Source organism: Streptomyces sp. C (assembly GCF_000158895.1).
Taxonomy (GTDB): Bacteria; Actinomycetota; Actinomycetes; order Streptomycetales; family Streptomycetaceae; genus Streptomyces; species Streptomyces racemochromogenes.
Genome location: NZ_GG657750.1, coordinates 448,051 through 456,116 on the forward strand (window position 1 = coordinate 448,051; position 8,066 = coordinate 456,116).

General features: G+C 74.7%; 4 protein-coding genes and 2 pseudogenes. All 6 read left to right on the forward strand.

Features of this window, described 5'->3' with window-relative positions:
• A pseudogene (locus SSNG_RS02215) lies at positions 1-537 on the forward strand (polysaccharide biosynthesis protein); the annotation flags it as partial.
• Entirely contained in the window at positions 534-2,051 is a 1,518-nt protein-coding gene (locus SSNG_RS02220; protein ID WP_007262154.1) for a Wzz/FepE/Etk N-terminal domain-containing protein, read from the forward strand. The pseudogene SSNG_RS02215 and the gene SSNG_RS02220, both read left to right, overlap by 4 nt.
• Positions 2,052-2,054: 3 nt before the next feature.
• A complete protein-coding gene (gene asnB / locus SSNG_RS02225) occupies positions 2,055-3,989 on the forward strand; it encodes an asparagine synthase (glutamine-hydrolyzing) (protein ID WP_007262155.1) in 1,935 nt (644 codons plus the stop codon).
• 19 nt (positions 3,990-4,008) lie between these two features.
• Positions 4,009-6,209, forward strand: a pseudogene (locus tag SSNG_RS02230) (bi-domain-containing oxidoreductase).
• A complete protein-coding gene (locus tag SSNG_RS02235; protein ID WP_007262157.1) occupies positions 6,206-7,432 on the forward strand; it encodes a heparinase II/III family protein in 1,227 nt (408 codons plus the stop codon). Before SSNG_RS02230 ends, SSNG_RS02235 begins: the two are co-directional and overlap by 4 nt.
• The coding region (locus SSNG_RS43375) for a heparinase II/III-family protein (RefSeq protein WP_241694978.1) at positions 7,429-8,066 on the forward strand (638 nt) is incomplete at its 3' end. The genes SSNG_RS02235 and SSNG_RS43375, both read left to right, overlap by 4 nt.

The following is an 8,066-nucleotide window of genomic DNA, read 5'->3' on the forward strand; positions in this document are numbered from 1 at the left end:
CCCGCGGAACGCCCCGGGGACCGGCCGGAGGGCCGCGGCCCGCGGGCCGGTGTCCGCCGGCTGCTCGGCCTCGACGTCCGGTGGGACGTACCTGCGCCGCGCACGTCCGACGAGACCGGCCGACAGGTCCGCTACCGGCGGGTGCACGCCCGGCTGGGCGACGGGCTGCCGGCCCCCCGGCTGCTCCTGCTGCTCGTCCCGGAGGGCGACGGGAACGCCCTGCGGGCCGCCGGGCAGTTCACCGCCGGCGCCGAGGGCGAACCGCGGCTGCGGCTGGCAGGGGTCTCGGTGTCCCGGCCGATGGTCGCCGACCGCGAGGACGAGTCCGGTGCCGTCGTCGTGCTCAGCCCCGGCAGCCGGACCGCCGGGGAGCTGGCCGGGATCGCCGAGGCGTGTGCGGACGCCGGGCACGAGATCGTCGGAATCGTCCTCGTCGGCACGGTCCGGGCCGGTGCGGCGGGGAAGGCCGGCCCTGGCCGCGAGGCCGCCGCACCGGCACTCGCGGCCGGCGCCGACGCGACGGGAAGTTCAGGGTGACCATGAGTACGACTACGGAGCCGACGCACGCCGCTCCGCTGCTGGACCTGCAGACGCTCGTGGTGTCGGTGCGCAGGCGGCGCCGCCTCTGGAGCTCCCTGGCGCTGCTGGGGCTGCTCATCGGCGCGGCGGTGGCGGTGCTGCTGCCGCCACCGCCGACCGCGGTGGCCAAGGTGCTGGTCGCGCACCAGCAGGACCAGCCGAACGACCCCGGAACGCTGATCCGCACCGACGTCGCGCTGCTGCAGACCACGCGGATCGCCGAGCAGGCCCTGAAGAGCCTGAAGTCCTCCGAGAAGCCGGAGGACTTCATGAAGGACTACGCGGGCACCGGTCTGACCAACAACCTGCTCCAGATCGATGTGACCGGTGCCGGCGACGCGCAGGCCGTGGCCCGTGCCAAGGCGCTGGCCGACGCGTTCGTCGCGGACCACGTGCGGCGGATCCGGGAGGCCGCGGAGGCCGAGTCCAAGGCCCTGCTCGACCAGCGCGACCGGTTGCGGGAGGAACTCGACCAGGTCAACAAGGCGATCGGGAACGGAACACCGGAGTCCGGGCCGAAGGCGTCGGCGAACACCGAGTCGCTCTTCGCCCGACGGGCCGAACTGACGGCCCGCATCACCGACTTCGGCCAGCGTGCCGCGGAGGCGCGGGTCGGCACGCCCCAGCTCATCGCCGGCACGCAGGTGGTGGACGCACCGCGCGCGGTACGGCACTCCCTGCCCAGGGCCGCCGCCACCGACGCCGCGATCGGGCTCGTCCTCGGGCTGGTCCTCGGGCTCGCGGTGGCCGCGGTCGGCGCGGTGGTGGCCGACCGTCCGGTGCTGCGCCGGGAGGTCGCGGCGAACCTGGGGGCGTCCGTCATCACGGAGCTCCCCCGCCGGTCGGCCGGCCGCCTGCAGCGGCGCGGCACCCGGGGGGCGCGCGAGCGGCTCACCGCCTCCCTGGCCCGCTCGGTACGGGGTTCCGCTGAGCCGGTGTCGCTCCTGGAGCTGGGCTGTGCGCCGGCCGCGGCGCTGATCGCCCTGGACCTGGCCGCGGCGCTGGCGGCGCAGGGGCCGGTGTCGGTCGTCGACGGCCTGCCGGGGCTGCGGCTCACGCACCACCGCCGCAGGCCCGCGGAGCTGACGGTGGTCGGCGAGGACGCCCCGGCGGCGGCCGGCGGGGAGGTCCGGTTCGGCGTGGGCTCGGTCTCGCCCGGCACGGCGTGGGCCGATCTCCGGTACCTCGGCACCCGGGCCGTGCTCGTCGTCCGGGCCGGGCACGGCAGCGCCGCGTGGCTGCACACGGTGGCGCGGCAGCTCGCCGAGCAGCGCATCACGGTGCTCGGCGTGGTGCTGATCGACCCCGATCCGCGCGACCGGACGGACGGCACCTTGTGGGACGGGCCGCGCACCGCGCCGCGCGGGCAGAACGAGCGGCCGGCCCGCGAAGACAGCACGCGCGGGCGGCAGACGGAACGGCCGCCCGCGTGGGCGGCGCGCGTTCCGGACAGCGACCAGGAGGCACGGTAGGACATGTGTGGCATCGCAGGCACGTACCGGTGGCCGGACGGGAAGGCCGTGACCGACCGGCTCACGGAGACCCTCGCCCACCGCGGTCCGGACGGGGCGGGCCGGTACGGCCACCCCGTCGGCGACGGCGAGGTGCAGCTCGGTCACCGCCGGCTGGCCATCATCGACCTCTCGGAGACCGGCGCCCAGCCGATGGTCTCGGACGGGCTGGTCCTCACGTACAACGGCGAGCTGTACAACGCCCCCGAGCTGCGGGCCGAGCTGGCGGCCGCCGGGGTGCGCTTCCGGGGCACCTCCGACACGGAGGTGCTGCTGGAGGCGTGGCGGCGCTGGGGCACGGACTGCCTGCCCCGGCTGCGCGGCATGTTCGCGTTCGGGGTCTTCGACGAGCGGACCGGTGAGCTGGTGCTCGCCCGCGACCAGCTCGGCATCAAGCCGCTGTTCCTGCTCCGGCGCGGCGGGGGCCTGGTGTTCGCCTCGGAGCTGAAGGCGCTCGCCGCGGCGACCGGGGGCACGCTGGAGGTGGACCACGCGGCGCTGGTGGCCTCGCTGCTGTACTACTGGGTGCCGGACTCGCGGTGCGCGTACCGCGAGGCGGAGAAGCTGCCGCCGGGGAGCTGGCTGCGGTGCCGGCCCGACGGCAGTGTGGAGCGCGGCTCGTACTGGAGCCTCCGGGACGTCGCGGCCGAGGGCCGGGAGCGGGCCCGGGCCGGTGAGCTGCCCGACCTGGCCGCCATCGTCGAGGAGTCGACCCGGCGGCACCTGCTGTCCGACGTGCCCGTGGCGACCTTCCTCTCCGGCGGGCTCGACTCCAGCTACCTGACCGCCCTGGCCGCCCGCCACCAGCCGGGGATGTCCGCCTACACGATCGGGTTCCGGGCGGAGGACGCCAGGTTCGAGGCGATGCCGGACGACCTGCGCTACGCCCGGACGGTGGCCGAGCGGTTCGGCGTCGACCTGCACGAGATCGAGATCGCCCCGGACGTCCTCGACCTGCTGCCGCGGATGACCTACCACCTGGACGAGCCGATCGGCGACCCCGCCGCGATCAACACCTTCCTGATCTGTTCGGCCGCCCGGGAGGCCGGGGTCAAGGTGATGCTCTCGGGGATGGGTGCCGACGAGCTGTTCGCCGGCTACCGCAAGCACCTGGCCAACGTGCTCGCGCTGCGCTACCAGCGCGTCCCGGGGCCGGTGCGGCGCGGCCTGTCCGGCGCCGTGGACCGGCTGCCGGTCGCCTCCGCCCGCCGGGGGTACCGGTCGGTGCGCTTCGCGAAGCGGTTCCTGTCCTTCGCCGATCTTCCGGAGGAGACGGCCTTCCGGCGCAGCTACACCATGTACGACCGCGGCGAGCTGCTCGACCTGATCGATCCGGACCTGGCGGGGACGGTCGACGACGTACTGACCGAGCACGCGGACGTGTACGGGGACAACGACCTCGACGACTTCGTCAACCGCATGTGCCTGGGCGACTCCCGGATGTTCCTGCCGGGCCTGAACCTCGCCTACACGGACCGTTCCAGCATGGCCGCGTCGACCGAGGTGCGCGTGCCGTACGTGGACGTCGAGGTGGTCAAGGCCGCCTTCACCTTCCCCGGCGACCGCAAGATCGTCGGGCGGCAGGGCAAGGCCGTCCTCAAGGAGGCGGCGGCCTCGGTCCTGCCCCGGGAGATCGTCTACCGGCCCAAGGGCCTGTTCAGCGCCCCGTTGCGCGCCTGGATGAGCCGGGACCTGGCGCCGCTGGTGCGCGAGGTCATCCACGACGGCGAGCTCGTCCGTTCCGGGTTCCTGCGCCGCGACGCGCTGGCGCGGCTCGCCGCCGAGGACGCGGCCGGGCAGCAGGACTTCTCCAAGCACCTGTGGCACGTACTGACCCTCGAGTACTGGTACCGCGGCGCGACCTCCGGGTCCGGTCAGAGCGCCGGGTTCACGGCTTAGCAATTTCAGAGGAGTTCGGGTGAAGCAAGTCGTACAGAACTACAAGACCGGTGAGCTGGCGGTGCTGGACGTGCCGGTGCCGGGGTGCAAGCCGGGCGGTGTGCTGGTCCGCACCGCCTACTCGCTGATCTCCACCGGGACCGAGCTCATGAAGGTGTCCGAGGCCGGCATGTCGATGCTGGGCAAGGCCCGTTCCCGGCCGGACCAGGTCGCCAAGGTCATGCAGAGCGTGGCCGTCAACGGGGTGCCCGCCACGTACCGCAAGGTGATGGGCAAGCTGGACTCCTACACGCCGCTGGGCTACTCGCTGTGCGGGGTGGTCGAGCAGGTCGGCGCCGGGATCGACGACGTGGCGGTCGGTGACGTGGTGGCCTGCGCGGGCAACGAGCACGCGCTGCACGCCGAGTTGAACTGGGTGCCGAAGAACCTGTACGCGCGGGTGCCGGACGGTCTGGAACCGCGGCACGCGGCCTTCGGCACGGTCGGGTCGATCGCGATGCAGGGCGTGCGCCAGGGCGAGCCGCAGCTCGGCGAGGTGGCGCTGGTCATCGGCCTCGGGCTGATCGGGCAGCTGGTGGTGCAGCTCCTCACCGCCTCGGGCGTCCGCGTCGTCGGCGCCGACCCGGACCCGGCGCGCTGCGAGCTCGCCGAGCGCCTGGGCGCCGCGGCCTGCGGCGACCCCGGGTCGGCGGCCGTGGAGGCCGCCGTCGCCGAGCTCACGGACGGGCACGGCGTGGACCAGGTGTACCTGGCGGCCGGCGGCGGCAGCAACCAGCCCGTCGAGCTGGCCGCACGGCTCTGCCGGGACCGCGGCCGGGTCGTCGACATCGGCAAGTGCCGCCTGGACCTGCCCTGGAACGCGTACTACGAGAAGGAGCTCGACGTCCGGTTCTCCCGCAGCTACGGCCCCGGGCGCTACGACCCGGAGTACGAGCTCGACGGGCGGGACTACCCGATCGGCTACGTGCGCTGGACCGAGCGCCGCAATCTGGCGTGCTTCCTCGACCTGGCCGCCCGCGGCAAGGTCGACGTGGATCCGCTGGTCTCGCACATCGCCGACTTCGAGGACGCCGTGGAGACGTACCGGAGTCTGGAGGAGGGCGAACTCAAGGCCGTGGCCGTGCTGTTCCGCTACCCCGGACAGGAGCGGGAGGCGCAGGCCCCGGTGCTGACCGTGCCCGCGGTCAGGCGCTCCGGCGAGGGGGTGTCCGCGCCGTCCCGGACGGCCGGGACGCCGGTGCGCCTCGCGTTCGTCGGCGCGGGGAACTACGCCACGTCGATGCTGCTGCCGCACCTGGTGGAGCGCGAGGGCGTCGAACTCGCCACGGTCGTCACCACGACGGCGCTGTCCGCGGCCAACGCCCAGCGGAAGTTCGGCTTCGCCGAGGCGACCACCGACCTCGACGCGGTGCTCGGCGACAAGTCGATCGACGCGGTGTTCGTGGTCACCCGGCACAGCTCCCACGCCGAACTGACCCGGCAGGCGCTGCTGGCCGGCAAGACGGTGTTCGTGGAGAAGCCCCTCGCCCTCACCGAGGACGAACTGGCGGGTGTCCTCGCGGCGGTGGAGGAGTCCGGCAACGACCGGCTCCAGGTGGGCTTCAACCGCCGGTTCTCGCCGCTGCTCCAGGAGGCCCGCAAGCGGTTCGGTACCCGGACCGGCCCGGCGAGCCTGCGGTACCTGGTCAACGCGGGCCGGCTCCAGCACGGCAGCTGGTACCTCCAGCAGGGCACCGAGGGCTCGCGGTTCGCCGGCGAGGGCGGGCACTTCATCGACACGGCGAGCTGGCTGCTGGGCGCCGACCCGGTCTCGGTGTACGCGACCGCCCCGTCCGGCAACGAGGACCTCCAGGTGGTCCTGCGCTACCCGGACGGTTCCACCGCCGCCATCAGCTACGTCACCACGGGCGCGCCCGGCTTCCCCAAGGAGACGCTCGACCTCGTCGCGGACGGCAAGGTGCTGCGGCTGGACGACTTCGTACGCGCCTCGGTGTATTCGAGAAGGTCGCAGCCGGGCGCAAGAAGTGGGTCAGCTCGCGGCTGCCCCAGGCCCGGGACAAGGGCCAGCTCGCCGAACTGGCCGCGTTCGTACGCGCCGTGCGGACGGGCGGTCCGATGCCGGTGCCGCTGGAGTCGCTGGTCGCCACCACGGCGGCCACCCTCGCCGTGCAGGCCGGCCTGGCCGGCGGCGTGCCCGTGACGCTGGCGGACGGCCGATGAGCATGAGCGCGGGCTGGTACCTGCGGCGGCTGTCCCGGATGGGGCCGCAGGAGGTCGGCGGCCGGGTGGGCGACACGGTGCGCAGGCGGCGGTGGCGGTCGGCGCCGCCGGACGCCCCGGCCGTGGGCGGCGCCCGGTTCACCGCGGTGCTGCCCGCGGGGACGGCCGACGCGGTGCCGCCGGACGCGGCCAAGCGGCTCGTCGCGGAGGCGGACCGGCTGATGGCGGGGCACGGCACGTTCTTCGGGGTGGACCGCGACGACCTGGTCGACCCGGACTGGTTCCTCGACCCGAAGACCGGGCGGCGGGCCCCGGAGGGGTACGCCTTCGACGTGCCGTACCGGGACGAGGAGTCGGTCGGGGACATCAAGCAGATCTGGGAGCCGTCCCGGCACCAGTACCTCACCGTCCTCGCCGCCGCGTACGCGGTCACCGGGGACGAGCGGTACGCCGAGCGGGTGGCGGCGCACCTGCGGTCGTGGTGGGCGGCCAACCCGCCGCTGCGCGGGGTGCACTGGACCAGCGGCATCGAGCTGGGGATCCGGCTGCTGTCCTGGGTGTGGGTGCGCCGGCTGCTCGACGGCTGGCCGGGCGCGGCCGGGCTGTTCGAGGAGAACCCGGTGGCCCGGGAGCAGGTCTGGCACCACCAGCGCTGGCTGGCGGCGTTCCCCAGCCGGGGTTCGTCGGCGAACAACCACGTCATCGCCGAGGCCGCCGGGCAGTTCGCCGCGGCCTGCGCGTTCGGCTGGTTCCCCGCCTCGGAGCGCTGGCGGTCCGGCGCGCTGCGGTCGCTGGAGCGGCACCTGCGCGGCAACACCTTCCTCTCCGGCCTCAACCGGGAGCTGGCCTCGGAGTACCACGGGCTGGTGCTGGAGCTGGGCCTGGCCGCGCTGGCCGAGGCGGACGCCGCCGGCGTGCCGGTCCCGGTGTCGGTGCGGCTGGTGCTGCTGCGGATGACCGACGCGCTCGCGGCCGTCGTGGACGGCCGGCTGCGGCCGCCGCGCCAGGGGGACTCGGACGACGGGCACGGCCTGGTTCGTGGACGGTGCGGGCACCGACCGCTGGGGGTCGCTGCTGGCCACCGGGACGCGTGTCGGCCGGCTCGACTGGTGCCCGAGGTGACCGGCACGATGTGCGCACCGCGCTGCTGGCGCACTCGCCCGGCGCGCCGGCGGTGGCCCGCCCGGGGCGCCGTCCGGTCCACTTCCCGGACGCCGGCATGACGGTCCTGCGCGGTGCCGGGGGTGCTGTGGGGTCAGGGGGGTCCGGGGAGCTGTGGGTCCGCTGCGACGGCGGTCCGCACGGCTTCCTGTCCATCGCCGCGCACGCCCACGCGGACGCGCTGTCCGTGGAGGTGCGGCACGACGGGGTCGACGTGCTGGCCGACCCGGGGACGTTCTGCTACCACGGGCAGCCCGAGTGGCGGCAGTACTTCCGGTCGACGCTGGGGCACAACACCCTGCAGCTGGACGGCGGCGACCAGTCGGTCTCCGGCGGGCCGTTCCTGTGGACCCGGCACGCCCAGACCCGCGTCCTGGTCGCCGACACCTCCGACCCCGGGGTGCTGCGCTGGTGTGCCGAGCACGACGGCTACCGGCCCTCGGTGCACCGGCGCCGGGTGGAGCTGATGCCCGGCCGCCGGGAGCTGCGGGTGGTCGACGAGGTGAGCGGCCCGCGCCGGGCCGTGCGGCTGGCGTTCCACCTCGGCCCGGCGGTCACCGCGGAGCTGGAGGGCGACCGGGCGGTGCTCAGCTGGAGCCGGGACGGCGAGGACCGGTCCGCGGTGCTCGACCTGCCCGGTCAGCTCTCCTGGCGGGCGCACCGCGGCGAGACGGACCCGCCGCTGGGCTGGTACTC